Annotated in this window: 21 protein-coding genes and 1 pseudogene; 10 read left to right on the forward strand and 12 right to left on the reverse strand. The window is 72.8% G+C overall.

Annotation, left to right across the window (positions count from 1 at the left end):
- Positions 1 to 512: 512 nt before the first annotated feature.
- The 3 genes from proC to AMK21_RS04120 all read right to left on the reverse strand — a co-directional run bounded on the left by proC (position 513) and on the right by AMK21_RS04120 (position 3,017).
- A complete protein-coding gene (proC, locus tag AMK21_RS04110) occupies positions 513 to 1,322 on the reverse strand; it encodes a pyrroline-5-carboxylate reductase (RefSeq protein ID WP_073874310.1) in 810 nt (269 codons plus the stop codon).
- A gap of 103 nt (positions 1,323 to 1,425) precedes the next feature.
- Complete coding sequence (locus tag AMK21_RS04115) at positions 1,426 to 2,205, reverse strand: ABC transporter permease (RefSeq protein ID WP_073874312.1); 780 nt, start codon at positions 2,203 to 2,205, stop codon at positions 1,426 to 1,428.
- Positions 2,202 to 3,017, reverse strand: coding sequence for an ABC transporter ATP-binding protein (locus AMK21_RS04120; protein WP_073874314.1), 816 nt, complete (start codon positions 3,015 to 3,017; stop codon positions 2,202 to 2,204). Before AMK21_RS04120 ends, AMK21_RS04115 begins: the two co-directional genes overlap by 4 nt.
- A gap of 30 nt (positions 3,018 to 3,047) precedes the next feature.
- Here AMK21_RS04120 and AMK21_RS04125 point away from each other — a divergent pair.
- Positions 3,048 to 3,862: pseudogene (locus AMK21_RS04125) on the forward strand (SulP family inorganic anion transporter); the annotation flags it as partial.
- A gap of 18 nt (positions 3,863 to 3,880) precedes the next feature.
- Here AMK21_RS04125 and AMK21_RS04130 read toward each other — a convergent pair.
- Both AMK21_RS04130 and AMK21_RS04135 read right to left on the reverse strand, forming a co-directional pair.
- The gene (locus tag AMK21_RS04130; RefSeq protein ID WP_073874316.1) at positions 3,881 to 4,420 is read right to left on the reverse strand and encodes a hypothetical protein; all 540 of its coding nucleotides are present in this window, start codon (positions 4,418 to 4,420) and stop codon (positions 3,881 to 3,883) included.
- 58 nt (positions 4,421 to 4,478) lie between these two features.
- Complete coding sequence (locus tag AMK21_RS04135) at positions 4,479 to 4,817, reverse strand: SH3 domain-containing protein (protein WP_073874318.1); 339 nt, start codon at positions 4,815 to 4,817, stop codon at positions 4,479 to 4,481.
- A 135-nt stretch (positions 4,818 to 4,952) separates the two neighbouring features.
- On the opposite strand from AMK21_RS04135, the gene AMK21_RS04140 reads away from it, so the two are divergent.
- A complete protein-coding gene (locus AMK21_RS04140) occupies positions 4,953 to 7,124 on the forward strand; it encodes a protein kinase domain-containing protein (protein WP_073874320.1) in 2,172 nt (723 codons plus the stop codon).
- A 197-nt stretch (positions 7,125 to 7,321) separates the two neighbouring features.
- On the opposite strand, the gene ilvD is transcribed toward AMK21_RS04140, so the two are convergent.
- The 4 genes from ilvD to AMK21_RS04160 all read right to left on the reverse strand — a co-directional run bounded on the left by ilvD (position 7,322) and on the right by AMK21_RS04160 (position 11,879).
- A complete protein-coding gene (gene ilvD / locus AMK21_RS04145; protein WP_073874323.1) occupies positions 7,322 to 9,172 on the reverse strand; it encodes a dihydroxy-acid dehydratase in 1,851 nt (616 codons plus the stop codon).
- 143 nt (positions 9,173 to 9,315) lie between these two features.
- Complete coding sequence (locus AMK21_RS04150; RefSeq protein WP_073874325.1) at positions 9,316 to 9,933, reverse strand: TetR family transcriptional regulator; 618 nt, start codon at positions 9,931 to 9,933, stop codon at positions 9,316 to 9,318.
- Between the two features lie 49 nt (positions 9,934 to 9,982).
- Positions 9,983 to 10,837: a sugar phosphate isomerase/epimerase family protein gene (locus AMK21_RS04155; RefSeq protein WP_199863128.1), complete on the reverse strand. Its 855-nt coding sequence runs from the start codon at positions 10,835 to 10,837 to the stop codon at positions 9,983 to 9,985.
- Between the two features lie 91 nt (positions 10,838 to 10,928).
- A complete protein-coding gene (locus AMK21_RS04160; RefSeq protein WP_073874329.1) occupies positions 10,929 to 11,879 on the reverse strand; it encodes a Ppx/GppA phosphatase family protein in 951 nt (316 codons plus the stop codon).
- A gap of 39 nt (positions 11,880 to 11,918) precedes the next feature.
- Here AMK21_RS04160 and AMK21_RS04165 point away from each other — a divergent pair, with 39 nt between their 5' ends.
- Positions 11,919 to 12,761, forward strand: coding sequence for a hypothetical protein (locus tag AMK21_RS04165; RefSeq protein WP_073874331.1), 843 nt, complete (start codon positions 11,919 to 11,921; stop codon positions 12,759 to 12,761).
- Between the two features lie 65 nt (positions 12,762 to 12,826).
- Here AMK21_RS04165 and AMK21_RS04170 read toward each other — a convergent pair whose 3' ends face one another.
- Positions 12,827 to 14,668 (reverse strand): BACON domain-containing protein, encoded by a 1,842-nt coding sequence (locus tag AMK21_RS04170; RefSeq protein ID WP_079181068.1) that lies wholly within the window; start codon positions 14,666 to 14,668, stop codon positions 12,827 to 12,829.
- Positions 14,669 to 14,868: 200 nt separating this feature from the next.
- On the opposite strand from AMK21_RS04170, the gene radA reads away from it, so the two are divergent.
- Positions 14,869 to 16,281, forward strand: a complete 1,413-nt coding sequence (radA, locus tag AMK21_RS04175) for a DNA repair protein RadA (protein WP_073874335.1) — start codon at positions 14,869 to 14,871, stop codon at positions 16,279 to 16,281.
- Positions 16,282 to 16,362: 81 nt separating this feature from the next.
- Positions 16,363 to 17,487: a DNA integrity scanning diadenylate cyclase DisA gene (gene disA / locus AMK21_RS04180; RefSeq protein WP_073874337.1), complete on the forward strand. Its 1,125-nt coding sequence runs from the start codon at positions 16,363 to 16,365 to the stop codon at positions 17,485 to 17,487.
- 181 nt (positions 17,488 to 17,668) lie between these two features.
- Here the strand turns inward: disA and AMK21_RS04185 are convergent, their stop codons facing one another.
- A complete protein-coding gene (locus AMK21_RS04185; protein ID WP_073875529.1) occupies positions 17,669 to 18,436 on the reverse strand; it encodes a hypothetical protein in 768 nt (255 codons plus the stop codon).
- 324 nt (positions 18,437 to 18,760) lie between these two features.
- On the opposite strand from AMK21_RS04185, the gene AMK21_RS04190 reads away from it, so the two are divergent.
- The 5 genes from AMK21_RS04190 to cseC all read left to right on the forward strand — a co-directional run bounded on the left by AMK21_RS04190 (position 18,761) and on the right by cseC (position 23,454).
- The gene (locus AMK21_RS04190; protein WP_073874339.1) at positions 18,761 to 19,675 is read left to right on the forward strand and encodes an A/G-specific adenine glycosylase; all 915 of its coding nucleotides are present in this window, start codon (positions 18,761 to 18,763) and stop codon (positions 19,673 to 19,675) included.
- Between the two features lie 155 nt (positions 19,676 to 19,830).
- Positions 19,831 to 20,538, forward strand: coding sequence for a SigE family RNA polymerase sigma factor (locus AMK21_RS04195; RefSeq protein WP_073874341.1), 708 nt, complete (start codon positions 19,831 to 19,833; stop codon positions 20,536 to 20,538).
- A 143-nt stretch (positions 20,539 to 20,681) separates the two neighbouring features.
- Positions 20,682 to 21,335, forward strand: coding sequence for a hypothetical protein (locus tag AMK21_RS04200; protein WP_073875531.1), 654 nt, complete (start codon positions 20,682 to 20,684; stop codon positions 21,333 to 21,335).
- An 18-nt stretch (positions 21,336 to 21,353) separates the two neighbouring features.
- Positions 21,354 to 22,067 (forward strand): two-component system response regulator CseB, encoded by a 714-nt coding sequence (gene cseB / locus AMK21_RS04205; RefSeq protein WP_073874343.1) that lies wholly within the window; start codon positions 21,354 to 21,356, stop codon positions 22,065 to 22,067.
- 49 nt (positions 22,068 to 22,116) lie between these two features.
- Positions 22,117 to 23,454 carry a two-component system sensor histidine kinase CseC gene (cseC, locus tag AMK21_RS04210; protein WP_073874345.1) on the forward strand — a complete coding sequence of 446 codons (1,338 nt, stop codon included), beginning with the start codon at positions 22,117 to 22,119 and terminating at the stop codon, positions 23,452 to 23,454.
- A gap of 201 nt (positions 23,455 to 23,655) precedes the next feature.
- Here the strand turns inward: cseC and AMK21_RS04215 are convergent, their stop codons facing one another.
- Positions 23,656 to 24,369, reverse strand: coding sequence for a M23 family metallopeptidase (locus AMK21_RS04215; protein ID WP_073874347.1), 714 nt, complete (start codon positions 24,367 to 24,369; stop codon positions 23,656 to 23,658).
- Positions 24,370 to 24,547 lie beyond the last annotated feature (178 nt).

A 24,547-nucleotide genomic window follows, 5' to 3' on the forward strand; every position in this document is an offset into this window, starting at 1 on the left:
CCTTCGGTCCCGTTTCACCGGGGCCCTCCGGGCGCTTCCCTTCGTTCTTGCGTTTCCGACTCTATCAGACTTTTTCGTGTCCGATTCCCGGTCGAAGCGGGTCAAGCGGTCCTGCTGTTTTTCACTTTCGAGGTTCTTCGCTTTCGCGATTTCCCTTTCCGGCGACTCCGACTCTATCAGATCCTTTCGGGCCTGACTCCCGGTCAGCGGGGCTTGTCTTCCCGGCCGTTGCGCCGTTCCGACGAGTGAGACTTTAGCGGATTCCTGCCCCCCGACGCTAATCGGGGTGCGTCCCTTCGAACGCGGATTCCGCATTTCGCGAATGCGCACGAAAAAGCACGCGACACGAGGTCGCTGCTGGTCGTGATCACTGCGGAATGGCTGTCCGGGGACCGACCGAGGTCGGCGCTCACGTCGGACAACTCGGAGCACACTACGGTTCCGGTTCGGGAGTGTCAACCCCCGGGCGCGGGTGCGGCGGCCGGGGGTCGGGCCGGCCGCTCGGGGGCTGGTCAGCCGTTGCCGGAGGCCAGTTCGCGGCTGCGGTCGCGGGCGGCTTCGAGGGCGGCGATGAGCGCGGCCCGTACGCCGTGGTTCTCCAGCTCTCGGATGGCGCTGATCGTGGTGCCGGCGGGGCTGGTGACGGCCTCGCGGAGCTTGACCGGGTGTTCGCCGCTGTCCCGGAGCATGACCGCGGCGCCGATGGCGGCCTGGACGATGAGGTCGTGGGCCTGGGCACGGGGCAGGCCCAGCAGGATGCCCGCGTCGGTCATGGCCTCGACCAGGAAGTAGAAGTAGGCGGGACCCGAACCGGAGAGGGCGGTGGCCGCGTCCTGCTGGGACTCCGGGACGCGCAGGGTCTTGCCGACGCCGCCGAAGATCTCCTCGGTGGTGGTGAGGTGCGCGCCGGTGGCGTGGCTGCCGGCCGAGATGACGGACATGCCCTCGTCCACGAGCACCGGGGTGTTGGGCATGACCCGGACGACCGGGGTGCCCTCCGTGAGCCGCTCCTCGATGAAGGTCGTGGTGATGCCGGCGGCCGCGCTGATGACCAGGCGGTCGGCGCCGACGTGGGGGGCCAGTTCGTCGAGGAGCTTGCCCATGTCCTGCGGCTTGACGGCCAGGATGAGGATGTCCGCCGCCTTTGCCGCGTCGGCGTTGCTGACCGATTCGACTCCGTACCGCGTGTGCAGTTCCTGGGCCCGCTCGCTGCGGCGTGTGGTCACCAGGAGGTCGGCCGGTCGCCAGCCCGCCCGGATCATGCCGCTGAGGAGGGCCTCGCCGATCTTGCCGGTGCCGAGGACTGCGACTGTCTGGGTCATGAGTTCACTCTCCGGGCGGTGCTGGGGTCGGGGTGCGTCGGATGCGTACCCGTCGTCTTGGCCGTCATCCTCGCACCGGGGGCTCAGGTCGTGCGGTGGCGTCTCAGGCCGTGCGGCGGCGCAGGGTGATGGCGCCCAGGCAGAGGACCAGGAGGCCGCTGCCCGCCACTACCGCGATGTCCCGGAGGAAGTCGCCGGTGAGGTCGGAGTGGTGGAGGACCTGGTTCATGCCGTCGACGGCGTACGACATGGGCAGGACGTCCGAGATCGCCTCCAGGACCGGGTGCATCTGGTCGCGGGGGACGAACAGGCCGCAGAGCAGGAGCTGGGGGAAGATCACCGCCGGCATGAACTGGACGGCTTGGAACTCGGAGGCGGCGAACGCCGATACGAAGAGGCCCAGAGCCGTGCCGAGCAGGGCGTCGAGCAGGGCCACCAGGAGCAGCAGCCACGGTGAGCCCATCACGTCCAGGCCGAGCAGCCAGACCGAGACGGCGGTGGCCAGGGCGGACTGGACGACCGCGATCGCCCCGAACGCGAGGGCGTACCCGGCGATCAGGTCGCCCTTGCCGAGGGGGAGGGCGAGGAGGCGTTCGAGGGTGCCCGAGGTGCGTTCGCGCAGGGTGGCGATCGACGTCACCAGGAACATCGTGATCAGCGGGAAGATGCCGAGGAGGGAGGCTCCGATTCCGTCGAACGTGTCGGGGGCGCCGTCGAAGACGTAACGGAGCAGCGTGATCATCGCGACCGGGACGATCAGGAGGAGTGCGATCGTGCGCGGGTCGTGGTGGAGCTGGCGCAGGACCCTGGCCGCCGTGGCTGCGGTACGGGACGGGGTCAGGGGTCGGCCGGTGGGGACGGGGGGTGCTGTTCGCGTGGTCATGGCGTGGGCTCCTCGGGGTGGGTGCCTCGTGCGGCCGCCTCGTCGACCAGGTGGAGGAAGGCCTCCTCCACCGTCGCCGTGCCGGTGCGGGTGCGGAGTGCCTCGGGGGTGTCCTCGGCGAGGATGCGGCCCTCGCGCATCAGGAGCAGGCGGTGGCAGCGTTCGGCCTCGTCCATGACGTGGGACGAGATGAGGAGGGTGGCGCCCCGGTCGGCGGCCAGGCGATGGAAGAGGTCCCACAGGTCGCGGCGGAGTACGGGGTCCAGGCCGACCGTCGGTTCGTCCAGGACCAGCAGGTCGGGGGTGGAGAGCAGGGCGACGGCCAGGGAGACGCGGCCCCGCTGGCCACCGGAGAGTGCGGCGGCGAGTACGTCGGCGTGGGTGGTCAGGTCCACCTCCTCGATGGCGCGGGTGACCGCGGCGCGGCGCGTGTCCCGGTGGGAGCGGCCGGGGTGCAGGACGGCGGCGAAGTAGTCCAGGTTCTGGCGGACGGTGAGGTCCGTGTAGACGGAGGGCGCCTGGGTGACGTAGCCGATGCGGGGGCGCAGGGCCGGGGCTCCGGCGGGGTGGCCGAGGACGTCGATGGTGCCCGTCACCTTGGCCTGGGTGCCGGCGACCGCGCGCATCAGCGTGGTCTTTCCGCAGCCGGAGGGGCCCAGGAGGCCCGTGACGGTGCCGGGTTCGAGGGTGAAGTCGAGGGTGCGCAGGACCGTGCGGTCGCCTCGTACGACGGTGAGGTCGCAGGCCTGGACCGCTGGGGGTGGGTGGTCTCTTCCAGGTTCTCCGGGTCCGCCGGGCTTTTTATTCATCATGTGATGAATTACAGACCCGGATGACCGCGGCCGTCAAGAGGGCACTGGGCCCGGCTCGTCGATCTCGGGATGCTCGGGACCGTGCTGGCCTTCGCCCTGATCGCCTCGGCGGAGTCGCTGTTCAGCGCGGCGGCGGTGGACCGGATGCACCGGGGGCGGCGTACGGACTACGACAAGGAGCTGATCGCCCAGGGCGCGGGCAACACCGTGTGCGGGGCGCTCGGTGCGCTGCCCATGACGGCCGTCATCGTGCGGAGCTCGGCCAACGTCCACGCGGGCGCCCGGACCGAGGCGTCCCGGGTGCTCCACGGGCTCTGGCTGCTGCTCTTCGCGGCCGCGCTGCCGGGGGCGCTCGGGGTGATCCCGGTGGCGGCGCTCGCCGGGGTGCTGGTGCACGCCGGGTTCAAGCTCGTACCGCTGCGGGTGCTGGTGCCCCTGTGGCGCGGGCATCGTGGGGAGGCCGTCGTGCTGGGTGTGACGGTGGTGGCGACCAGCCTCTTCGAGAGGGGTGCTGGTGGGGCTGCTGCCGGCCGTCGCCAAGACCGCGTGGGACATCAGCCATGTGCAGGTGGAGACGGTGGAGGGGCCCGGAGTGCTTGTCGTACGCGTCACCGAAGAGCGACCTTCCTGCGGCTGCCGAAGTTCTGGACGCGCTGGACGCGCTGCCGGCCGACCGGAATGTTGAGCTGGAGCTGAGCGGGCTGCGGCACACCGACCATGCCTGCGCGGCCGAGCTGGAGGGGTGGGCCGCGCAGCGCGGGGCCCGGCAGGCGGAGGGACGAGGGGGTGCGCGTCGAGGTGAGGAGGGCGGGCAGCGGGAGGGGGCGTTGGGTTCTGCCCCGTGACGTCAGGGGTTCTTCGGGTCAGCGGCGCTTCGGGCGCTTGCGGGCCGCCGGGTTGCCCGTGCGGGACGAGCGGCGCTTCTCGAACTGGGCGCGGGCGCTCTCGTACTCCGTACGGCGCAGCTTCTCGCCCGGGGCCTCGATGAGCGAGCGGAAGAAGTAGGCGAGCAGCGAGCCGATGAAGCCGATCGACTTCAGGCCGCGCAGGGCGTCCTCGCGGGCCGGGTCCTTGGGGCGGGCGCGGAAGCCTTCCCAGGTCTTGCGGAACGCGATGGCGCTGCAGACCGCGAACATCACGATCACCAGCATCCCGACGATGCTGCCGACCTCCGCGATCTCCAGGCCCTGGAAGGCGAAGCGCAGGACGAAGCAGGCGGCCACGGCGGCGGCCAGCGAGCCCACCGCGACGCCGGCGCGCCGCAGGGCGTAGCCGCCTTCGTGGTCGACCCAGGTCGTCCCGAAGAAGCGGATCGGCTCGGGCTGCGGGCCGGGGGGTGTGCCCGGGGGTGTGGGGGCGCCGGGGGCTTCGGTGTTGCCGCTGTTGCCGCTGTTCTCGCTCACGGGGTCGATTATCCCGGACGGGGGGTCGTGCCCGTGAGCGAGCGGCTCGGCGGTCAGGTCAGTCGCAGCGGGGAGCGACGTAGCCGTCGCTGCCCGTGTAGACGTAGGTGTCCGAGATGAACTCGCCGTTGGCGATGTTGCACCAGAGGTTCGACGTGCCGTACGGGCCGGTGACCCGCTCCCCCGGCTTCTGGCAGTAGATCGGGACCCTCATCCCGAGCGGGAGCGTCCGCACGATCCGGTAACTGGTGCCGGGGCCGGTACGGACGTTGACCCGGTAACCGGGAGCGATTGGGTATCGGTGCGACGAGGCCGGTGCCACCGCCGCGGCCGTGGTGGACTCGGCGGCTTCAGCCGCTCCCTCCGCCGGGCCGATGGTCTGTTCGTCAACGCCCATGAGGGGCCTCCCCCGTTGAGAAACGATGTGTACGAAGCCGTACGACGCGCAGGCTAACAAGCCCCACGCCGCTCGCACGCACCATCGACTAGGCTCCGTGCGTCGCGCTTGCGCATCAACACACGGGGGTGGGCGATGCCGCCGCTGCCAGGGGCCGGAGCGCATCCGGAAGCGGAGTTTCCGGAATATGCGGGTACCTACCGCCTTGAGGCATGTCTCGGCTCGGGCGGCATGGGCGTCGTCCATCTGGCGCGGTCCGCCTCCGGGCTCCAGCTCGCGGTGAAGGTGGTGCACCGGCCGTATGCGGCGGACCCCGAGTTCAGGGCCCGGTTCCGGCAGGAGGTGGCGGCCGCGCGGCGGGTGAGCGGGGCGTTCACCGCGCCCGTCGTGGATGCCGACCCGGACGCCGAGCGGCCCTGGATGGCCACCCTGTACGTGCCCGGGCCGACCCTCGCCGAGCAGGTCAAGCGGAACGGGCCGCTGGCCCCCGCCGAGCTGCGCAGGCTGACCGCCGGACTGGCCGAGGCGCTGCGGGACATCCACCGGGCGGGCGTCATCCACCGCGATCTGAAGCCGAGCAACGTGCTGCTCTCCGACGCGGGCCCGAAAGTCATCGACTTCGGGATCTCCCGCCCGTACGACAGTGATCTGCGCACCGAGACCGGCAAGCTGATCGGCTCGCCGCCCTACATGGCGCCCGAGCAGTTCCAGCGGCCGCGTGAGGTCGGGCCGGCCGCCGATGTGTTCGCGCTGGGGGCGGTGCTCGTCCACGCGGCGACGGGGCGGGGGCCGTTCGACTCGGACAGCCCGTACATCGTGGCGTACCAGGTGGTGCACGACGAGGCGGACCTCAGCGGGGTGCCGGAGGATCTCGCGGAGCTGGTCGGGCGGTGCCTGGCGAAGGACCCGGCGGAGCGGCCGACGCCGGACGAGGTCATGGCGGCGCTGCGGCCGCCGTCGTACGAGGCTGCCGCGTTCATACCGGCTCCGCGACGGCCGGCGGCTTTCACGGTTGCGGTGGAGGCCGGCGAGCGGGAGGGGGCCGAGGACGCCACGCATGTGCGCGGGGCCGCGGTGCCGGCCCGGCGGTGGCGGCCGGCGCGCGGGCGGCTGGTCCTCGCGGCCGCACTGCTCCTGCTGGTGGCGGGGGCGGGCGCCGGGGGATTCGCGCTGTGGGGTGGCGGTGGTGGCAGCCCTGCGCAGGCGCCGGAGCGGGCGGCGGAGGGGAAGGGGGCGGGTGCTGTCGCCTTCTCGCCGTGGAGTACCACGTTGCGGACCGGCGGTCGCGCCACCCCTGTCTGCTCCTCCGCCGGGGCGGGCGCGGCCCTGTACTGCGCGGTGGCCGGGACCGGGACCGTGCGGATCCACCCGGCGAGCGGACGCGTCGTCTGGTCGGACCGGAACACCGCGCTCCGTGACGCCTCGGCGCCCATCGTCTCGGGCGGGGTGGTGCTCTCGGCGGGCCCGGACGGGAAGCTGCGCGCGTACGACCCGGTGAAGGGCGTTTTGGTCCGGGAGACCAGCCTCTCCGCGAGCCCCGGCTCCGCGTTTCCCGCCGGCTCGACCCTGCTGGCCGTCGCGGACGGCGGCACGGTCACGGCGCTCGACGGTGCGAGCGGGGTGGAGCGGTGGGAGCGGCCGCTGACGGGGCACACGCGGCCGGACTTCGGGCTGTACGACGAGGCGTCCGGCCTCGCGTACGCCTTCGAGCACGCATCGGCGGGCACCTCCACCTTGGTGACCGCCGTGGACGCGGCGAGCGGCCGGGCCGCGTGGCAGCGGCGGCTGGAGGGGGTCCTCACGCCGGTCGCCACCGCCGGGGCCGGGCAGCTCGTCCTGACGGAGATGAACGCGGACATGCAGACGGTCGGGCTGGTGCGGTACGCGCCCGGGAAGCGGGAGGCCGCCCGGATCGCGCTGCCGTTCCGGCTGGACGAGCCGCAGGTGGTGATGGGCGGGGACGCCGCGTACCTGCTGGGGCGGGGCGGTTCGCTGCTGGCGGTGGACACCGGGGCGGGCGGCGGGAAGGCCGAGCTGTGGCGGCTGGAGACCGGGGTGGGGAGGGGGTCCGCGCCGGTGCTCGGGGAGGGCGGGCACCTGTACTTCTCGGCTGCGGACGGGCGGCTGCTGGCCGTCGACACGGAGCGGGGGGCGCTGGTGGGGCAGACACGGGCGCGGCTGAGCGGGGGGAGGCTGACCTACGCGTCCGACCTGCCCGCGCCGGTTACGGCGGGGCGGGTAGTCGTGGGGACGGCGCCGGACGGGTCTGTGTTCGCTGTGGACGGGCTGGAGCCGGGGGGCTGGTGACGGGGGGGGCGTGCCGGGGTGCGGGTGCGCTCGGGGGCGGAGGCCCCGGCCGGTTACCCCCGGAGCTCCGCCCCGGACCCCGGTCCTCAAACGCCGGAGGGGCTGAAGAGCGGGCCCCGGAGCGGCGCGGAGAATCCGCGCGGGAGCGGGCGGCGGGAAGGCTGGACGGGGGAGCCGGATCCGGCTCCCCCGAAGGGTCAGCCCAGCTTTGAGACGTCCCTGACCGCGCCTCGGTCCGCGCTCGTCGCCATGGCCGCGTACGCGCGCAGGGCGGCCGAGACCTTGCGCTCGCGGTTCTTGGGCGCGTACACGCCGTTCAGTGCCTCGCGGCGGACCGCCAGTTCGGCGTCGTCCACCAGCAGCTCGATCGACCGGTTCGGGATGTCGATGCGGATGCGGTCGCCGTCCTCGACGAGCGCGATCGTGCCGCCGGAGGCCGCCTCGGGTGAGGCGTGGCCGATGGAGAGGCCCGACGTGCCGCCGGAGAAGCGGCCGTCGGTGACCAGGGCGCAGACCTTGCCCAGGCCCCGGCCCTTGAGGAACGACGTGGGGTAGAGCATCTCCTGCATGCCGGGGCCGCCACGCGGGCCCTCGTAGCGGATGACGACGACGTCGCCCGGCTCGATCTCCTTGCGGAGGATCTTGTCGACGGCTTCCTCCTGGGACTCGCAGACGACGGCCGGGCCCTCGAAGGTCCAGATCGACTCGTCGACGCCGGCCGTCTTCACGACGCAGCCGTCCACCGCGAGGTTGCCCTTGAGGACCGCGAGGCCGCCGTCCTCGGAGTAGGCGTGTTCGACGTCGCGGATGCAGCCGCCCGCCGCGTCCAGGTCGAGGGTGTCCCACCGCTCCGACTGGGAGAAGGCGGTCGCGGAGCGGACGCAGCCAGGGGCGGCGTGCCACAGCTCGACGGCCTCGGGGGACGGCGAGCCGCCGCGCACGTCCCAGTTCTTCAGCCACTCGGCGAGGGTGTCGGAGTGCACGGAGTGGACGTCCTCGTTGAGCAGGCCGCCGCGGTGCAGTTCGCCGAGGAGGGCGGGGATGCCGCCGGCGCGGTGGACGTCCTCCATGTAGTACGTGCCGCCGGGGGCGACGTTCGGGGCGACCTTGGACAGGCACGGGACGCGGCGCGAGACCTCGTTGATGTCGTCGAGGTCGTACGCCAGCTCGGCTTCCTCGGCGGCGGCCAGCAGGTGGAGGATCGTGTTGGTCGAGCCGCCCATGGCGATGTCCAGCGCCATGGCGTTGTCGAACGCGGCGCGGGTGCCGATGGAGCGCGGCAGGACCGTCTCGTCGTCCTGCTCGTAGTACCGCTTGGTGATCTCGACGACCGTGCGGCCGGCGTCCTCGTACAGGGCCCTGCGGGCGGTGTGGGTGGCGAGGACCGAGCCGTTGCCGGGGAGGGAGAGGCCGAGGACCTCGGTCAGGCAGTTCATCGAGTTGGCGGTGAACATGCCGGAACAGCTGCCGCAGGTGGGGCAGGCGTTCTCCTCGATTCGGAGGATGTCCTCGTCGGAGACGGACTCGTCGACCGCGTCGCTGATCGCGTTGACCAGGTCGAGTTTCCGCACCGTGCCGTCGACGAGAGTGGCCTTGCCGGCCTCCATCGGGCCGCCGGAGACGAAGACGGTCGGGATGTTGAGGCGCATCGCGGCCATCAGCATGCCCGGGGTGATCTTGTCGCAGTTGGAGATGCAGATCAGCGCGTCCGCGCAGTGCGCCTCGACCATGTACTCGACGGAGTCGGCGATCAGGTCGCGCGAGGGCAGGCTGTAGAGCATGCCGCCGTGGCCCATCGCGATGCCGTCGTCCACGGCGATGGTGTTGAACTCGCGCGGGACCGCGCCCGCCGCCAGGATCGCCTCGGAGACGATCCGGCCGACCGGGGCGAGGTGGGTGTGGCCGGGGACGAACTCGGTGAACGAGTTGGCGACCGCGATGATCGGCTTGCCGATGTCCGCGCTCGCTACGCCCGACGCGCGCATAAGGGCGCGCGCGCCCGCCATGTTGCGTCCGTGGGTGACCGTGCGGGACCTCAGCTGGGGCATCGTCGCTCGCTCCTTCGGCAGGGGAACTGCCTCCGACAGATAGGAAAAGACTGTCTTCGAGCGTACGCCCCGAATCCAAGATCTGGACAGGCTGTCCGGTATACGGGATGCGGTGGTCGCTCCGTGGGCACGCGCGTGCGCCGTCAGCTCTCCGTCAAGTATCTCTGCAGCGTCGGCGCCACCATCGCGACGATGTCCTCCGGGTCGGCCGATGCGAGCGGCTCGGCGCGGATCACGTACCGCAGCATCGCGATGCCGATCATGTGCGAGGCTGCGAGCTCCGCGCGGAAGGTGGCGTCGGGGACGTCGAGGTCGGCCGCGATCCGCTCCAGCAGCCGGCGCAGGACGAAGCCGCGCAGCACCTTCGCCGCCGCCTCGTGGGTGAGCGCCGAGCGCAGGACGGCCAGGAGCGGGGCGCGGGTGGCCGGGTTCTCCCATACGGAGAGGAAGTAGCGGGCCAGCCTCTCTCCCAGGCCCTCCGGGGGGCCGCCGAGGACCGCGGGGATGACCAGGGCCGGTTCGAAGGAGAGCTCGACGGCGGCCGCGAAGACCTCGTCCTTCGTACCGAAGTAGTGGTGGACGAGGGCCGCGTCGACCCCGGCGGCCTTGGCGACCTGGCGGATCGAGGTCTTGTCGTAGCCCCGCTCGGCGAACTCGGTACGGGCCGCCTGCAGAATGCGCGTACGGGCGTCAGGGCCTTCGGCTGCGGCCTGGCGGGAGGGGCGGCCCCGGCGCCGGGGGGCGGGGGCGTCCTCGGTCACGGGCGGTCCGGGGGCAGGGAGGCGGGGTGCGGGGGCCGGCGGTCCGGGGTCACGGGCGGCGGCTCCCGGGGGCCGGGTCGGAGGTTCCACGGGCCGGGGCCTTGGTGGCGGTGGCCGAGGCGAGGTGGAGGCGGGTGAAGGCCAGGGCCTCGGCGAGGTCGGCCTCGCGTTCGGCGGAGGACATCGCCCGGCGGGTGTTGACCTCGATGACGACATGGCCGTCGAACGACGTACGGGCCAGCCGCTCCAGCAGCTCCGCGCACGGCTGGCCACCCCGACCGGGCACCAGGTGCTCGTCCTTGGCCGAGCCCTTGCCGTCGGCGAGGTGGACGTGGGCGAGCCGGTCGCCCATCCGGTCGACCATGGCGAGGCTGTCGGTGCGGGCGGTCGCGGTGTGCGAGAGGTCGACCGTGAAATGCCGGTAGTCGTCTTTGGTGACGTCCCACTCGGGGGCGTACGCGAGCATCTCGCGGTCCCGGTAGCGCCACGGGTACATGTTCTCGACGGCGAACCGGACATCCGTCTCGTCGGCCATCCGCCAGATCCCGGTCACGAAGTCCTTGGCGTAGTTGCGCTGCCACCGGAACGGCGGGTGCACCACGACGGTCGAGGCGCCGAGCTTCTCGGCGGCGGATTTCGCCCGCTGGAGCTTGACCCACGGGTCGGTGGACCAGACGCGCTGGGTGATCAGGAGACAGGGCGCGTGGACCGCCAGGATCGGGACCTGGTGATAGTCGGAGAGCCGGCGCAGGGCCTCGATGTCCTGGCTGACCGGGTCGGTCCAGACCATGACCTCGACACCGTCGTACCCCAGACGCGCGGCGATCTCGAAGGCCGTCGCGGTGGACTCGGGGTAGACCGAGGCCGTTGACAGGGCGACCTTCGCATCGGGGATGCGCACCACTGGTTCTGCCACCTGGACAGCGTACGGCCACCGGTGCGCGGCGCCGAGGGGCCCCGGCGGAAAGTGATCCGGGCCATGGTCCGGAGGGGTGTCACCCCGGCAGCGCGGCCCGCTCCACCGGGAGGTGGTCCAGGCGGCGCAGGATGACGCCCTCGCGGAGCGCCCACGGACAGATCTCCAGCTCCTCCACGCCGAACAGGTCCATCGCGCCCTCCGCCACCAGTGCCCCGGCGAGCAGCTGGGCGGCCCGGCCCTCGGAGACGCCGGGGAGGCGGCCGCGTTCCTCGACCGTCATCGCCGCCAGCTTGGGGACCCACTCCTCCAGGGCGCTGCGGCTGAGACAGCGCTGGACGTAGAGGCCCTCGGTGGAGCGGGCGGCGCCGGCGATCCGGGCCAGCTGCTTGAAGGTCTTGGAGGTGGCGACGACGTGGTCCGGGCGGCCGGCCCGGCTGAACTCGCCCACCGTCCGCGCGATGCTGGCCCGCACATGTCGGCGCAACGCCCTGACCTGCTCGGGGTCGGCCGGGTCGTTGGGCAGCCAGGCGCTGGTGAGGCGGCCCGCGCCGAGCGGCAGGGAGACGGCGGTGTCCGGCTCCTCGTCGATCCCGAAGGCGATCTCCAGCGAGCCGCCCCCGATGTCCAGGACCAGCAGCTTCCCCGCCGACCAGCCGAACCAGCGGCGGGCGGCCAGGAAGGTCAGCCGGGCCTCCTCCGCACCGCTGAGGACGGCGAGGTCGACGCCGGTCTCGACCCGTACGCGCTCGAGCACCAGGTCCGCGTTGGTCGCCTCGCGCACCGCGGAGGTGGCGAAGGCGAGCACGTCCTCGCACCCCTTGTCCTCGGCGGCCTGGACCGCCCCGGTGATCGTCGACACCAGCCGGTCCACGCCGAGCGGGCCGATCGCGCCGCCCTCGTCGAGCAGTTCGGCGAGGCGAAGCTCCGCCTTGTGCGAGTGCGCGGGCAGCGGGCGGGCGCCGGGGTGGGCGTCGACCACCAGCAGGTGCACCGTGTTCGATCCCACGTCGAGGACTCCGAGTCTCATGGGGGAACGCTACTGCGCCGCGCGACTTACTCTGGGCGCGTGCCAAAGACGAAAAAGGCTAAGCAGGACAAAGCCACGAAGAAGCCGAAGTCGAACAAGCAGACGTCACAGCCGGAGGCGAACGGACCGGATCCGTCCGACGAGAAGGGCATCGACTTCGCGCGGGCCTGGGTGGAGTTCCCCGACCCCGGCGACGACGAGCAGGTCTTCCGCTGCGACCTGACCTGGCTGACCTCCCGCTGGACCTGCATCTTCGGCAGCGGCTGCCAGGGCATCCAGGCGGGCCGCGCCGACGACGGCTGCTGCACGCTGGGCGCCCACTTCTCCGACGAGGACGACGAGAAGCGGGTCGCCGAGAACGTGGCGCGGCTCACCCCCGAGCTGTGGCAGTTCCACGACGTCGGTACGGAGACGGGCTGGGTCGGCGTCGACGAGGACGGCGAACGCCAGACGCGCCGCTGGGAGGGGTCCTGCATCTTCCAGAACCGGCCGGGATTCGCCGCCGGGGCGGGCTGCTCCCTGCACATCCTGGCGCTGCGCGAGGGCAAGGAGCCGCTGGAGACCAAGCCGGACGTGTGCTGGCAGTTGCCGGTACGGCGTACGTACGACTGGATCGACCGGCCCGACGACACCCGGGTGCTCCAGGTGACGATCGGTGAGTACGACCGCCGGGGCTGGGGCCCGGGCGGCCATGACCTGCACTGGTGGTGCACCTCGGCGACGTCCGCGCACGGGGCCGGGGACCCGGTGTACGTGACCTATCGGCCGGAGCTGATCGAGCTGATGGGCAAGGAGGCCTACGACCGGCTGGTCGAGCTGTGCGAGCAGCGGCTGGCCTCGCTGCTGCCGATGGCGCCGCATCCGGCGGACCCGCAGGTCTGACAGCGGCCTGCGTCGTTGCGTGGTCTGCGTCGGGTGTTGCCTCGTCCCCGTCGGGTGTTCCGTCGTCACTCCGTCGGGGCCGGGTCGCTCGGGTCGGTCGGGGGCGGGTCCGTGGGGTCCGGGCCGGGCGGGTCGGTCGGGTCGGTCGGATCGGGGTCGGTGGGTGTCGGTTCCGTGGGGCCCGGGTCGGTGGGGCCGGGGCCCGGATCGGTCGGACCCGGGTCCGTCGGGCCGGGATCGGTGGGGCTCGGGCCCGGGTCGGTCGGCCCCGGGTCCGTCGGGCGCGGGCCGGTCCCGTCCGTCGGGGCGGGGGAACCGGGGACGGGGCGCGCCGGGCCGGGGCTGGTGCTGGGCGGGGCCGTGGCGCCGCGCCCTTCGATGATCACGGCGGAGCCCGACGGATCCAGCGCGATCCGGGCGCGCCACGGGCCGCGCGGGGCCGCCGCGTGGTTCACGGCGACCGTGACGGTGGTGGACTTCCCGGCCGCGAGGGTGCCCGCCGTACGGCTCAGGCGCAGCCACCGCGCGTCCGTGGTGGCCGTCCAGTCGACCGGGCCCCGGGCGGAGGCGGTCAGCGTGATCGTCGTGAGCGCGCCGGAGGTCCGGACGGCCACCGTCAGTCGGCCCGCACTCTCCCGGTCGCCGCCGGTGCTGACGACCTCGGCCGTGACGTCCGGGGAGTGGACACCGCGCCGGTCGCCGGGGCGGGCGTTGCCCGCCTTCTCGTACGAGGTCCCGGGGGCCTCGCTCCGCTCCCCCGCGCCCTCGATCTCCGTGGCGGTGACCTTGGAGCCGTCGTGGCCCTCGCCGGTGAGCGGGGCTCCCCGGTACGCGGCCCACAGGGCGATCACCGGGGCGGCGACCACCGTGGCGACCACCGTCGTCGTCACGACCCGGGCGCGCAGTCGGTCCCGGCGGGCGGCGTGGTCCTTGGGGTCCAGCGGGTAGCCGGTGCGGCCGAAGCGCGGGCCGCCCGAGCGGGAGCGCCGGGCCTGGGCCAGGGCGACGTGCACCGAGGGGCGGGGGGCCTCGACCAGCGGCAGCGGGGCGGTCGGGGCGACGGCGGCACCGGGCCAGGGGCCCGCTGCATCGACCCGTTCGGCGGCGCGGCGGCACCGGGGGCAGTCGTCGACGTGCCGGACCAGCTCGCGGCGCAGCGCGGCGGAGAGCAGCACCTGGTGGTCGCCGGTGAGCCGCGCGACGGTGGGGCAGCCGGCGGTCTCCACGACGGCGAGCGCGGCGCGGGTGCGCTCGACCTCGCAGGCCGCCGCCGCCAGCAGTTCCCGGGCGGTGAACGGCTCCAGGCCGAGCACGGAGGCGACGGCGCGCGGGGTGAGGCGGTGGCGTACGGCCAGTTCGAGCGCTTCACGCTGCTCCGGGGTGGTGCCCGCGGCCTCGGGCCAGGCGAGCGTGGCGAGCTCCCGGCGGCGGGCCTCGGCGGCCGGGGACTCGGCGGGGGCGGGGGTGGTGGCGTCCTCCGGGGTGAGGTGCGCGCCCTCGTGGCCTTCCGCGTCGGCTGACGGGCCCGTCACGGCGGCTGAGGCGCGCTCTGCGGGCCCCGCGCCCCTTGTCGGCGCCGGGGGCCTGCGGTGGGCCTGCCGGCCGCGCCTGCGCTCGGTGAGGGCGCGCAGGCACGTCCACCGGGCCAGGGCGTAGAGCCAGGATTGACGTTCCTCCTCGGCCTCGGGGCACCGGGCGTCGTGCCGGTCCGCGATCGCCAGGACCGCACCGAGCGCCTCGGTCGCCGCCTCGTGGTCGCAGAGCACGGAGAGGCAGTAGGTGAAGAGTCCGTCGAGGTGCGGCTCGTAACGTGCGGCCGGTCGGTGGGCCGAGGTGTGAGGTGCTCGTCGGTGCGCCCGGTGTGCGCCGGTGGTGTGCGTAGGGGTCTGCAGCCTGCTGCTCGTCACCCGGCGACCGTAGGCAGAGGAGTACGTCCCCTTGGCGCCCCTTGAACACATTTAATCCTTACGGGTGAACGTATCCCGCGAAAGGGGACGGGGATCACGGATTCCGTTCGACGTGCTTCCGTGCGCCCTCTGTGCGGAGGAGTTCCCCGCGCCCCCCTGCGCGGGCGGCGCTGTCGAGAGCCCACCTATACGGTGACGCCATGGCTGCCCGTACGAAATCCGCGAAGGACCGGCCGTCCTACCGCTGTACCGAATGCGGCTGGACCACCGCCAAATGGCTCGGCCGTTGCCCCGAGTGCCAGGCGTGGGGGACGGTCGAGGAGTTCGGCGGCGCCCCCGCCGTGCGCACCACCGCGGCCGGCCGGGTCTCCACCGCCGCCGTGCCGATCGGCCAGGTCGACAGCCGCCAGGCCACCGCGCGCTCCACCGGCGTCGGGGAGCTGGACCGGGTGCTGGGCGGAGGGCTCGTGCCGGGGGCCGTCGTGCTGCTGGCGGGCGAGCCGGGCGTCGGCAAGTCGACGCTGCTGCTGGACGTGGCGTCCAAGGCGGCGAGCGAGGACCACCGCACGCTCTATGTGACCGCCGAGGAGTCCGCGAGCCAGGTCCGGATGCGGGCCGACCGGATCAAGGCGATCAACGACCACCTCTACCTCGCGGCGGAGACCGATCTGTCGGCAGTGCTCGGGCACCTGGACGCGGTGAAGCCCTCGTTGCTGATCCTGGACTCGGTGCAGACCGTCGCCTCGCCCGAGATCGACGGCGCGCCTGGCGGGATGGCCCAGGTCCGGGAGGTCGCCGGGGCGCTGATCCGGGCCTCCAAGGAGCGCGGGATGGCCACGCTGCTCGTCGGCCATGTCACGAAGGACGGCGCGATCGCCGGGCCGCGGCTGCTGGAGCACCTGGTCGACGTGGTGCTCTCCTTCGAGGGCGACCGCCACGCCCGGCTGCGCCTGGTCCGCGGCGTCAAGAACCGATACGGGGCGACCGACGAGGTCGGCTGCTTCGAGCTGCACGACGAGGGGATCACCGGCCTGGCCGACCCCTCGGGCCTCTTCCTGACCCGGCGCGACGTGGCGGTGCCCGGCACCTGCCTGACGGTGACGCTGGAGGGCAAGCGGCCCCTGGTCGCCGAGGTGCAGGCGCTCACCGTCGACTCCCAGATCCCCTCACCCCGGCGCACCACCTCCGGTCTGGAGACCTCCCGGGTCTCGATGATGCTCGCCGTGCTGGAGCAGCGCGGCCGGATCAGCGCACTGGGCAAGCGGGACATCTACAGCGCGACGGTCGGCGGCGTGAAGCTCACCGAGCCGGCGGCCGACCTCGCGATCGCGCTCGCGCTGGCCAGTGCCGCCAGCGACACCCCGCTCCCGAAGAACCTGGTCGCAATCGGTGAGGTGGGGCTCGCGGGCGAGGTCAGAAGGGTCACCGGAGTCCAGCGGAGACTGGCCGAGGCACACCGTCTCGGCTTCACCCACGCCTTGGTACCGACCGACCCGGGAAGGGTTCCTTCGGGTATGAAGGTCACAGAAGTCGCCGACATGGGGGATGCTCTGCGGGTCCTCCCGCGCCGGCCTCGTCAGGAGGCACCGCAGGAGGACAACGCGCGCCGGTAGACTTTGCCCTGGTCTCGCCCGCCCGTGGACACGGCATGGGGGACGCAAGGGCACCGCAAACCTGTCGACCGGAGGAGTGCAGTGGCAGCCAACGACCGGGCGACAGCGCCCGGAAAGTCCGGCCAAGGCACCGGTAACGAGGCGCTGATGCGCGCCTCGCTGAGCGCGGTCGCGCCCGGAATGGCCCTGCGGGACGGCCTGGAGCGCATTCTCCGGGGCAACACCGGCGGGCTGATCGTCCTGGGCATGGACAAGACCGTCGAATCGATGTGTACCGGCGGGTTCGTGCTGGACGTGGAGTTCACCGCGACCCGACTGCGCGAGCTGTGCAAGCTCGACGGGGCGCTGATCCTCGACAAGGACATGACCAAGATCCTGCGGGCCGGCGTGCAGCTGGTCCCGGACGCCTCGATCCACACCGAGGAGACGGGTACCCGCCACCGTACGGCGGACCGGGTCTCCAAGGCATGCGGCTTCCCCGTCGTCTCGGTCTCCCAGTCCATGCGCCTGATCGCGCTGTACGTGGACGGGGAGCGGCGGGTCCTGGAGGAGTCCTCCGCGATCCTGTCCCGGGCCAACCAGGCGCTCGCCACCCTGGAGCGGTACAAGCTCCGCCTCGACGAGGTGGCCGGCACGCTCTCCGCGCTGGAGATCGAGGACCTGGTCACCGTCCGGGACGTGACGGCGGTGGCGCAGCGACTGGAGATGGTGCGGCGGATCGCGACCGAGATCGCGGAGTACGTGGTCGAGCTCGGCACCGACGGACGGCTCCTCTCGCTCCAGCTGGACGAGCTGATCGCGGGCGTGGAGCCGGAGCGGGAGCTGGTGGTCCGGGACTACGTGCCCGAGCCGACGGCGAAACGGTCACGCACGGTGGCGGAGGCGCTGACGGAGCTGGACGCGCTGAGCCACACGGAGCTGCTGGAGCTGCCGGTGGTGGCGCGGGCGCTGGGATACAGCGGCTCGCCCGAGACGCTGGACTCGGCGGTCTCGCCACGGGGTTTCCGGCTGCTGGCGAAGGTGCCGAGGCTGCCGGGGGCGATCATCGAGCGGCTGGTGGAGCACTTCGGTGGCCTGCAGAAGCTGCTGGCGGCGAGCGTGGACGACCTCCAGACCGTGGACGGGGTCGGGGAGGCGCGGGCGCGGAGCGTGCGGGAGGGGCTCTCGCGGCTGGCGGAGTCGTCGATCCTGGAGCGATACGTCTGAGCTGGCCGCACCGGACCAGCCCGTCCGGCGTTTGAGGACGGAGCCGTTCCCGTGGACGGGGGCGCACTCCCGGGTCGGGTGCCCCCTATGTGTAGCGACCACCCAGCCAGAGTTCCGTCCTCAACCGCCGGACGGCGGGATGGCGCTGGACGGGCTGGCGGTGGCGGGCCCGTAAGTGCAGCTAGTCCTTCTTGAGGACGAACGAAGCTCGGCGGACCGGGGTGTCCGGGGCCTCGGCCTCCAGGAGGTACGTGCCCGGGCCCGCCTTCGTCGCCGGCGGGGTGGCGCAGTTGGGGGCCGAGCGGACACGGTTCCAGTCCACCGTGTGCACGATCGTCGCGCCGGCCGGGACCTGGAGGAAGAGCGGGCCCGGAGTCGCGGGGCAGTCCTTCGAGGACCAGATCACGTCGTCCTTCTCCGCGCTCGCCTCGGTGACCGTCAGTACCACGTTCTTCGGTCCGAGGTCCGCCTTGCACGTCGCCGACGAGGTGTTGCGGGCGATGATCTCGAACTCGGGCCGGTCGTCGGGGCCGTAACTGACCTTCGTGCGCAGGGTCAACTCCAGCGCGCCGGGCTCGCACTCGGGGAGCGGGGAGTTCGCCGGCACCTGTCGGCCCGCCGTGGAGCCGCCGGCGCCCGTGCCTCCGTCGCCCGGACCGGCCGTTCCCGCGCCGCCTGTTGACGTACCGTCGGATCCCGTACCGCCGCTCGCACCGCCGGAGCCCGCGCCCGTGTCGCCGCCGGAGCCACTCTCGCCGTCCGAGCCGTCAGAGCCGTCAGAGCCGTCAGAGTCACCCGACTCGTCGCGGCCACCCGGCTGTTGGCTGATCGCCGGGCCGGAGCTGCCCGGGCCCGGGGTGATCGACTTCACCGGGTCGGAACCGCCGGGCTTGCCGTCGTCCCTGGTCCCGTTGCCGCCGACGGTGGTGGCCGCCCAGGCGATCAGCACCGTGAGCAGCGCAACCAGAAGCCCCGCTACCGCCCTTCGGCGCCAGTAGATGCTGGAGGGAAGCGGACCGACCGGATTGCGCATAGATCCCACGGGCCAAACTGTACGAGAGATCCGGGCCGTCTCAGGCCCCACCCGCCGCTCCGGTCACAAGTTTTGCCGATCATCATCAAGTTTTGCCGATGATCATCACGGAGGCGGGCCGCCGGACCGGTCACAGGGGACAGAACGGGTGGCGTTCTCACCCGCCGGGGCCGCCGAGCGGGCCGACACCCCCGCACCCGTGACGCCGCTCCCGCCTTCCGTGCCAGGATCGTCAGTGCCATGACTGCCATGACTTCGACTTCCCCCCAGACGCCCTCCGCCGCCGCCTCCCTCCACACCCCCGTCATCGGGTGGTTCGAGCAACACGCCCGCGATCTCCCCTGGCGCCGCCCCGAAGCGGGCGCCTGGGGGGTGATGGTCAGCGAGTTCATGCTGCAGCAGACCCCGGTGAGCCGGGTCCTCCCGGTGTACGAGCAGTGGCTCGCCCGCTGGCCCCGCCCCGCCGACCTGGCCGCCGAGGCGCCGGGGGAAGCGGTCCGCGCCTGGGGCCGACTCGGCTACCCCCGCCGCGCGCTGCGGCTGCACGGGGCCGCGCAGGCGATAGCGGAACGGCACGGCGGCGACGTACCGAGCGAGCACGGCCAGCTGCTGGCGCTGCCCGGGATCGGCGAGTACACGGCGGCCGCCGTGGCCTCGTTCGCGTACGGGCAGCGGCACGCGGTGCTCGACACGAACGTCCGCAGGGTGTTCGCCCGCGCCGCGAACGGCATCCAGTACCCGCCGAACGCGACCACCGCCGCCGAGCGCAAGCTCGCCCGCGCCCTGCTGCCGGACGAGGACGAGCGAGCGGCGCGGTGGGCGGCGGCCACGATGGAACTGGGCGCGCTCGTGTGCACCGCGCGCAACGAGGACTGCGACCGCTGCCCGATCGCCTCGCAGTGCGCGTGGCGGCTGGCCGGGAAGCCCGCGCACGAGGGGCCGCCGCGCAAGGGCCAGACGTACGCGGGGACCGACCGGCAGGTCCGCGGACGGCTGCTCGCGGTGTTGCGCGACGCGCTCAACCCCGTACCGCAGGCGGCTCTGGACGCGGTGTGGGAGGAGCCGGTGCAGCGGGCCCGGGCGTTGGACGGGCTGGTGGCCGACGGGCTCGTGGAACCGCTGGCGGACGGCCGGTACCGGCTCCCGCTGACGTGAGCCGCTGACCTGATGCGGTCCTGAACCGGCGCTGTTACACAACCGATGGGCAGCCGTGCGCCGGCGTACGGCTGCTCCGCACAACCTCGTGACAACGCCTCCGTAGCGTCTCCGACAGCAGTACACGGGGATCCACGGGGACGGAGGCGGTTGTCATGGCGCAGGGCGAGGTGCTCGCATTCGAGGACTACGTACGCACACGGCAGGAGGCGCTGCTGCGCAGCGCACGGCGTCTGGTCCCCGATCCCGTCGACGCCCAGGACCTGCTGCAGACCGCGCTGGTGCGGACGTACGGGCGCTGGGACGGCATCGCGGACAAGTCCCTCGCCGACGCCTATCTGCGCCGCGTCATGATCAACACCCGTACGGAGTGGTGGCGGGCGCGCAAGCTCGACGAGGTGCCCACCGAGCAGCTGCCCGACGCCAGCGTCGACGACGGCAGTGAGCAGCGCGCGGACCGTGCCCTGCTGATGGACATCCTCGGGATCCTGGCTCCGAAGCAGCGCAGCGTCGTCGTGCTGCGACACTGGGAGCAGATGAGCACGGAGGAGACGGCCGCGGCGCTCGGTATGTCGGCCGGTACGGTCAAGAGCACGCTGCACCGGGCGCTGGCGCGGCTGCGGCAGGAGCTGGAGAGCCGGGAGCTGACGAGCCGCGAGGCGGTCGCCCGGGAGACCGGGGGTCCGCGGCCGGCCGGGAGCGTCCGGAGTGCGGCGCCCGCCGCCACCGGCCGGGTCCCGGCCCAGCGGACGAAGGCCTCCGCCACGGCGAAGGTCACCTCCGTCACGGCGGCGCGGGGACACACACCGGCGCCGCACGACAGGCGTCACGACGAGCGGGGGCGGGAACGGTGCGCGGCCTGACAGCCAGCAGCGACGGCAGCGGGAACGGCGAGGGGAACCGCGGCGGGAACCTTGGCGAGAACGGCGACGGGAGCGGCGGGACGAGCACCGACGACGGTGCCTCCTCCGGGAGACCCCGCCGGAACCGCGGGTTCCGGGCAGGTATGGCGGCGAGTGGTACGGCCCTGGCCGGACTCGCCGCCTTCGGGCTGTTCTGCGTCGGCTGCGCCACAGGCGGCACCGGTACCCGTGACGAGGGACCCGCCGGCACGCAGCCGGTCGTCCAGGTCTCCCCCCGCCCCACCCCCTCCGGCACGGCCCCGCCGACCCGGCGCGTCGACGCCGTGGGCCTCCTCAAGGGCGACCCCGCCGTGAGCGAGCGGGTCAGGGAGGGGCTCCGGCCCTGCGCCGGCAAGGCCTACCCGGTCGACACGTCCTACGGCTCCATGACCGGCGGCCCGTCCGCCGATGTCGTGGTCAACGTGATGAGCTGCGCCGACTCGGTGGGGCTGGGGACGTACGTCTACCGCGCCCGCGAGGACGGCTCGTACGAGAACGTCTTCACGGCCGAGGTCCCGGCCGTCTACGGAACCATCGACCGCGGCGACCTCGTGGTGACGACCCAGGTCTACGGATCGAAGGACCCGCTGGCCTACCCGTCCGGCTCCGAGGTGGTCACCTACCGTTGGGCCGAGGGGCGCTTCACCGAGCACGACCGGGTGCACAACGACTTCAGCCGTGCCGTCGACGGCGGCGGTGACATCGAGGCGCCCACGCAGGCGGAACCGGTGGAACCGGCCGATCCGAGCGGGAACTGAAAGCGAGATACGACCTCCATGGCCGAGACCCACGTCCTCTTCGTCGAGGACGACGATGTCATCCGTGAGGCCACCCAGCTCGCCCTGGAGCGGGTCGGCTTCACCGTCACCGCGATGCCCGACGGGCTCCTGGGCCTGGAGGCCTTCCGGGCCGACCGGCCGGACATCGCGCTGCTCGACGTGATGGTGCCGGGGCTCGACGGGGTGAGCCTGTGCCGCCGCATCCGGGACGAGTCGACCGTGCCCGTGATCATGCTCTCCGCGCGGGCCGACTCGATCGACGTGGTGCTCGGCCTGGAGGCCGGCGCGGACGACTACGTCACCAAGCCCTTCGACGGCGCCGTCCTGGTCGCCCGCATCCGGGCCGTGCTGCGCCGCTTCGGCCACGCGGCCGGGCCGGAGGGCACAGGCCAGGGCGGTACGGAGGGGGAGACCGAGGGGCTCGGCGGGGTGCTGGTCTTCGGCGACCTTGAGGTCGACACGGACGGCATGGAGGTGCGGCGCGGCGGTGAGCAGGTGGCGCTGACGCCCACCGAGATGCGACTGCTGCTGGAGTTCTCCTCGGCGCCCGGCACCGTACTCTCCCGCGACAAGCTCCTGGAGCGGGTCTGGGACTACGGCTGGGGCGGCGACACCCGGGTCGTGGACGTCCACGTCCAGCGGCTGCGCACCAAGATCGGCCAGGACCGGATCGAGACGGTCCGCGGCTTCGGCTACAAGCTGCGCGGATGAGACGGCTGCGGATGAGACGGCTGCGGATGAGGCGGCCGGTGACACGACCATGAAGCGACTGGCGCTGCGGACCGGTGTCCGCTGGAAGATCAGCATCGCCATCGCCGCGGTCGGCGCGCTCATCGCGGTGGCGCTCAGCCTCGTCGTGCACAATGCGGCCCGGGTCTCGATGATCGAGAACGCCCGCGAGGTGCAGCTGGAGCGGCTGCTGGGCGCGCAGCGGTTCTACGAGGCGACGAACATGCAGAAGGGCGGGCCCAAGTTCGGGGCGAAGCTCAACGACCCGGCGATCCCGCCGAGCCTGCGCGACGAGGTCCGCAAGAACCGGCGGGCCACCCATGTGACGGAGACCTCCGACGGGGTGCCCGATGTCTGGGCGGCCGTTCCGCTGGCCAACGGGGATGTGCTCTCGCTGCACACCCGGTTCGCGGACCGCTCCGCGACGATCATGGACGACCTGGACCGGGCGCTGATCATCGGCTCGGTCTCCGTCGTCTTCGGCGGCTGCGCCCTCGGCGTCCTCATCGGCGGCCAGCTCTCCCGCCGACTGCGCAAGGCGGCGGCCGCGGCAGGCCGGGTCGCCGAGGGCCACACCGACGTGCGGGTGCGGGAGGCCGTCGGCGGGGTCGTCCGTGACGAGACGGACGAGCTGGCGCGGGCGGTCGACGCGCTGACCGACGCGCTGAACGAGCGGATCGAGGCGGAGCGCCGGGTCACGGCCGACATCGCCCACGAGCTGCGTACGCCGGTGACCGGGCTGCTCACGGCCGCCGAACTGCTGCCGCCGGGCCGCCCGACCGAGCTGGTACGGGACCGGGCCCAGGCGATGCGGACGCTGGTCGAGGACGTGCTGGAGGTGGCCCGCCTGGACAGTGCCTCGGAGCGGGCAGAGCTCCAGGAGCTGCCGCTCGGGGAGTTCGTCAGCCGGCGGATCGGGCTGCTCGACCCGGACGTGACCGTGCAGGTGGTGCACGAGTCCTGGGTCTCCACGGACCCGCGCCGCCTGGAGCGCATCCTCGGCAACCTCCTCGGCAACGCCGCCAAGCACGGCTCCACCCCGGTGGAGGTCACGGTGGAGGGCCGGGTGGTGCGGGTCCGGGACCACGGTCCGGGGTTTCCGGAGGAACTGCTGCGGGACGGGCCGAGCCGGTTCCGTACGGGCTCCATGGACCGGGCCGGGCACGGGCACGGGCTGGGCCTGACGATCGCGGCGGGGCAGGCAAGGGTGCTGGGGGCCAGGCTGACCTTCCGGAACGCGGCGCCCTCGGGTGCGTCGGAGGGCACGGGCGGGGCGATCGCGGTGCTGTGGCTGCCGGAGCACGCGCCGACGGCGACGGGGAGCTTCCCGATGCCGCGGACGGTGGGCGAGCGGCAGCCGCAGGGGTGAGGCTGCCCTGTCGGTCCTCCGGGGGAACGCCGACGGCGACCCCGAGGACTGAGCCGTGAGGCTGTCCTCGACGTCGCCGTCGATCGGGTGACCCGGGCGCACGCCCCGGGTACCGGGGTGTAACGGGTCCACTGACTCTGTTCGGTTGTGCTGCGCGGTCGCCGGGCCCCCCGGCAGGTCCGCGCGGTTACGCCGGCCGGATCAGATGGAGACGTGCACCGAGCGGAGGAACGCGGCCGGGTTCAGCGCCGAGCCGTAGTTCGGGGTGGTGCGGATCTCGAAGTGCAGGTGCGGGCCGCTGGAGTTGCCGGTGTTGCCGGACAGGGCGATCTTCTGGCCCGTCGTGACCTGCTGGCCGATCTTCACGTTGATCTTCGACAGGTGCGCGTACTGCGAGTACTTGCCGTTGGAGTGCTTGATCACGACGGCGTTGCCGTACGCGGGGCCGTCGCCGCCGCCGTTCGGGCCGGCCTTCACGATGGTGCCGGTGTGGGCGGCGGTGACCGGGGTGCCGACCGGCACGGCGAAGTCCTGGCCGGAGTGCTTGGCGGCCCAGCGGGCGCCGCCGGTGCCGTAGCTGGCGCTCAGCGTGTACTTCTTGACCGGGGCCTTCCAGGAGGCGGCGTTCTTCTTGGCCGCCTTCTTCTTGTCCTCGGCCTTCTTCTTCGCGTCGGAGGCCTTCTGCGCCGCCGTCTTCTTGGCCGTCTCGGCGGCGTTGCTCTGCGCGGTCGCCTGCTGGGCGACCGACTGGGCGGTGGTGCCCGAGGCGAGGGGAGCGGCGGCGTCCGCGTTGCCGGCCGCGAACGCCGAGCCCGCACCCAGCACCACGGACGCTCCCAGGCCGGCGGCCAGGACGGCGCCACGGATGCGGGAGGCGGACGGGCGGATGGTGTGCTGGTTCGTTGCGCGCTTCATACGGTGAAGTCCTCCGAAGGTGAGTGGACCCGGCGTGCTGTCCGGGCTTGCTCCACCTTGGTAACCCGCACCCCAGCCGATGCTCAAACACCCCATCTACGAAGAAAAGCCGTAGGAGGGGGGCCGGGAATTCGTCGCTGTCGCCCCACTTCGAGTGCCTGAACCGGGCGACGAAATC

This window comes from Streptomyces sp. CB00316 (genome assembly GCF_001905595.1).
Classification (GTDB): Bacteria; Actinomycetota; Actinomycetes; order Streptomycetales; family Streptomycetaceae; genus Streptomyces.

What these genes read in the sequence shown, in the direction of transcription:
- AMK21_RS04115 (WP_073874312.1), bottom strand. Translation starts at nt 2,205, where the DNA reads ATGACCACGCGAACAGCACCCCCCGTCCCCACCGGCCGACCCCTGACC.
- AMK21_RS04215 (WP_073874347.1), bottom strand. Translation starts at nt 24,369, where the DNA reads ATGAAGCGCGCAACGAACCAGCACACCATCCGCCCGTCCGCCTCCCGC.
- AMK21_RS04135 (WP_073874318.1), bottom strand. Translation starts at nt 4,817, where the DNA reads ATGGGCGTTGACGAACAGACCATCGGCCCGGCGGAGGGAGCGGCTGAA.
- AMK21_RS04195 (WP_073874341.1), top strand. Translation starts at nt 19,831, where the DNA reads ATGGCGCAGGGCGAGGTGCTCGCATTCGAGGACTACGTACGCACACGG.
- ilvD (WP_073874323.1), bottom strand. Translation starts at nt 9,172, where the DNA reads ATGCCCCAGCTGAGGTCCCGCACGGTCACCCACGGACGCAACATGGCG.
- radA (WP_073874335.1), top strand. Translation starts at nt 14,869, where the DNA reads ATGGCTGCCCGTACGAAATCCGCGAAGGACCGGCCGTCCTACCGCTGT.
- proC (WP_073874310.1), bottom strand. Translation starts at nt 1,322, where the DNA reads ATGACCCAGACAGTCGCAGTCCTCGGCACCGGCAAGATCGGCGAGGCC.
- AMK21_RS04140 (WP_073874320.1), top strand. Translation starts at nt 4,953, where the DNA reads ATGCCGCCGCTGCCAGGGGCCGGAGCGCATCCGGAAGCGGAGTTTCCG.
- AMK21_RS04120 (WP_073874314.1), bottom strand. Translation starts at nt 3,017, where the DNA reads ATGATGAATAAAAAGCCCGGCGGACCCGGAGAACCTGGAAGAGACCAC.
- cseB (WP_073874343.1), top strand. Translation starts at nt 21,354, where the DNA reads ATGGCCGAGACCCACGTCCTCTTCGTCGAGGACGACGATGTCATCCGT.
- AMK21_RS04160 (WP_073874329.1), bottom strand. Translation starts at nt 11,879, where the DNA reads ATGAGACTCGGAGTCCTCGACGTGGGATCGAACACGGTGCACCTGCTG.
- AMK21_RS04200 (WP_073875531.1), top strand. Translation starts at nt 20,682, where the DNA reads ATGGCGGCGAGTGGTACGGCCCTGGCCGGACTCGCCGCCTTCGGGCTG.
- cseC (WP_073874345.1), top strand. Translation starts at nt 22,117, where the DNA reads ATGAAGCGACTGGCGCTGCGGACCGGTGTCCGCTGGAAGATCAGCATC.
- AMK21_RS04190 (WP_073874339.1), top strand. Translation starts at nt 18,761, where the DNA reads ATGACTGCCATGACTTCGACTTCCCCCCAGACGCCCTCCGCCGCCGCC.